We start from the raw sequence: 1,431 nt of genomic DNA on the forward strand, positions 1-1,431 counted from the left end.
GAGCCTGTCAAGGTTTTTGTGTAAGTGGGGTTGTCAGAGGTAGGGGTTGATGCGGTCGGGGTAGGCGGCGGTGAGCTGGGCGAGGGCCTGCTTCCAGCCGTTGGTGGCCTGGCCTTGCACGAGGCGGCCCTTGGCCTTCCTCTTGTCCGCGGGCGTGCCGGTCTCCTTGGCCCTCTCGGCGGCGCGACGGTCCTCGATGTTGCAGATCGCCAGCCACAGGAGCTTGACGGCCGCGGCGTCGGAGGGGAAGTGACCACGGTTCTTGGTGACCTTGCGCAGCTGGTAGTTCAGAGACTCGATCGAGTTCGTCGTGTAGATGACGCGCCGCAGGGCCGGAGGGAACGCCAGGAACGGCGTGAACCGCTCCCAGGCCCTCTCCCATACCCCCACCGTGTCGGGGTAGCGGGCCCCCAGCGGACTAGCCGCGAACTCCGCCAGAGCGGACAGGGCGGCGTCCTGGCTGGAGGCGGTGTAGACGGGCTTGAGGGCGGCGGCGACCTTCTTGCGGTCCCCGTAGGCGACGAACCTCATCGAGGAGCGGATCAGGTGCACCACGCAGGTCTGCACCATGGAGTCGGGCCAGGTCGCCTCGACGGCCTCGGGAAGGCCCGTCAGCCCGTCGCAGCACACGATGAGCACGTCCTGGATGCCGCGGTTGGCGAGCTCGGCGCACACGTGCGCCCAGAAGGAGGCGCCCTCGTCGGCCTGCACCCAGATGCCCAGGACGTGCTTGACGCCCTCCATGTCCACCCCGACGGCGATGTGGGCCGCCCTGTTGGACACCCGCCCCTGGTCGCGGATCTTGACGCGGATCGCGTCGAGGTAGATCACCGGGTAGAACTCCTCCAGCGGACGCTGCTGCCACTCCATGACGGCGTCGCAGACCGCGTCGGTGATGTTGCTGATCGTCCCGGCCGACAGCTCCACCCCGAGGGTGGACTCCAGGTGGTGGCGGATCTCGCGCACCGTCATCCCGCCGGCGTACAGGCTGATGATCATCGCGTCCAGGCCGTCCATGCGCCGCTGGCCCTTGCGCACCAGGCGGGGCGTGAAGGTGCCGGCACGGTCCCGGGGGACCTCGATCTCGAAGGGGCCGACCTCGGAGTCCATCGTCTTGGTCGACGCCCCGTTTCGGGCGTTGCCCCGCGCCGCCGGGGCCCTCTGGCCCTTCTCGTAGCCCAGGTGGTCGGTCAGTTCAGCTTGCAGACCACGCTCCAGGGTCTCCTTCAGCAGTGCGGGCAGGAGCCCGTCCGAGCCGGTCAGGGCCACCTGCCCTGAGTTGATCTGCTCGAACAGGCCGTCCAGGCCACCGGAGGCCACCAGCGCCTCGATCGCCTCACGACCCGCACCACCCGAGGGCGCCTTCTCATCCGTCATGGTCATCAGTGTCAGTCCTTCCAGGAGGGCTTACACAAACCATTGAACAGGCCC

1 protein-coding gene is annotated in these 1,431 nt (G+C 68.3%); it reads right to left on the bottom strand.

The annotated features are described in order from the left end of the window. Window positions 1–33: 33 nt before the first annotated feature. Window positions 34–1,377: an IS256 family transposase gene (locus tag IXW69_RS11360; protein WP_194786442.1), complete on the bottom strand. Its 1,344-nt coding sequence runs from the start codon at window positions 1,375–1,377 to the stop codon at window positions 34–36. Between the last annotated feature and the right edge of the window lie 54 nt (window positions 1,378–1,431).

It is taken from the genome of Actinomyces haliotis, from assembly GCF_015355765.1.
Lineage (GTDB): Bacteria > Actinomycetota > Actinomycetes > Actinomycetales > Actinomycetaceae > Actinomyces > Actinomyces haliotis.